This window comes from Streptomyces capoamus (assembly GCF_014654935.1).
GTDB lineage: Bacteria > Actinomycetota > Actinomycetes > Streptomycetales > Streptomycetaceae > Streptomyces > Streptomyces capoamus.
Genome location: NZ_BNBF01000002.1, coordinates 418255 through 419952, shown reverse-complemented (window position 1 = coordinate 419952; position 1698 = coordinate 418255). Strand labels below are relative to the sequence as shown.

1 protein-coding gene is annotated in these 1698 nt (G+C 76.7%); it reads left to right on the top strand.

The genetic code is table 11. The features are described from left to right. The coding region (locus IE312_RS05425) for an NADH-quinone oxidoreductase subunit G (RefSeq protein WP_229899149.1) at positions 1–1698 on the top strand (1698 nt) is incomplete at both ends.

Below are 1698 nucleotides of genomic sequence, written 5' to 3'. Positions count from 1 at the left end.
GCCGTCGGTCTGCGAGCACTGCGCCGGCGGCTGCGCCACCCGCACCGACCACCGGCGCGGCAAGGTCATGCGGCGGCTCGCCGCCAACGACCCCGAGGTCAACGAGGAGTGGATCTGCGACAAGGGACGCTTCGCGTTCCGGTACGCGCAGCAGAAGGACCGCCTCGACACCCCGCTCGTCCGGGGCGCCGACGGCATCCTGGAACCCGCCTCCTGGCCCGAGGCGCTCGAAGCGGCGGCGCGCGGCCTGACCGCCGCCCGCTCCCGGGCCGGCGTCCTCACCGGCGGCCGGCTGACCGTCGAGGACGCCTACGCGTACAGCAAGTTCGCGCGCGTGGCCCTCGACACCAACGACATCGACTTCCGCGCGCGCGTGCACAGCGGCGAGGAGGCCGACTTCCTGGCCGCACAGGTCGCCGGCCGCGGCCGCGACCTCGACGGTACGGGCGTCACGTACACCTCCCTGGAGAAGGCGCCCGCCGTGCTCCTGGCCGGCTTCGAGTCGGAGGAGGAGGCACCCGGCGTCTTCCTGCGGCTGCGCAAGGCCTGGCGCAAGCACAAGCAGCAGGTGTTCGCGCTGGCCACGCACGCCACCCGGGGCCTGGAGAAGGCCGGCGGCACCCTGCTGCCGGCCGCACCGGGCACCGAGACGGAGTGGCTGGACGCCCTCGCGAGCGGAGTCGGCCTGGAGGACCCCGGCAGCCGTGCCGCCGAGGCCCTGCGCGCCCCGGGCGCCGTCATCGTCGTGGGGGAGCGGCTGGCCGGGGTCGCGGGCGGCCTCACCGCCGCCCTGCGCGCCGCCACCGCCACCGGCGCCGAACTGGTGTGGATCCCGCGCCGGGCCGGCGAGCGTGGCGCCGTGGAGGCGGGCGCCCTGCCGTCGCTGCTGCCAAGCGGCCGTCCGGCGACCGACCCGCGCGCGCGGGAGGAGGTCGCCGCCGCCTGGGGGCTCGCCGAACTCCCGCCGCGCCACGGCCGCGACACCCACCAGATCATCGAGGCCGCCGCCAACGGCGAACTGGCCGCGCTGGTGGTCGCCGGCGTGGAGGTCGCCGACCTGCCCGACCCGGCACGCGCGCGTGAGGCACTGCGCGACGTCGGCTTCCTGGTCTCCCTGGAGCTGCGGCCCAGCGAGGTCACCGAGCACGCCGACGTCGTCCTGCCCGTCGCCGCGGTCGTCGAGAAGGCGGGCACCTTCCTCAACTGGGAAGGCCGCGTGCGCTCCTTCGAAGCCGCTCTCAAACCGGACCAGATGACCCGTCGGCCGGCGCCGACCGACAACCGCGTGCTGCAGATGCTCGCCGACGCCATGGACGTCCACCTGGGCCTGCCGGACCTGCGCACCACGCGCGCGGAGATCGACCGGCTCGGCGCCTGGGACGGTCCCCGCGCCGCCGCACCCGTGGAATGCGCGGGCGTCCTGCCCCGCCCGGCCATCGGCGAGGCCGTACTCGCGGGGCACCGGCTGCTGCTCGACCAGGGCGTCCTCCAGGAAGGCGACGAGGCGCTCGCCGGCACCCGGCACGCCGCACGCGCGCGCGTGTCGGCCGCGACCGCCGCCGAGGCGGGCGTCGCGGACGGCGCCCCCCTGGCCGTCACCGGTCCCGCCGGCACGGTCGCCCTGCCCCTCCAGATCACCGACATGCCCGACCGGGTGGTCTGGCTCCCGCTGAACTCCGCCGGCTCCGGCGTCGCCTC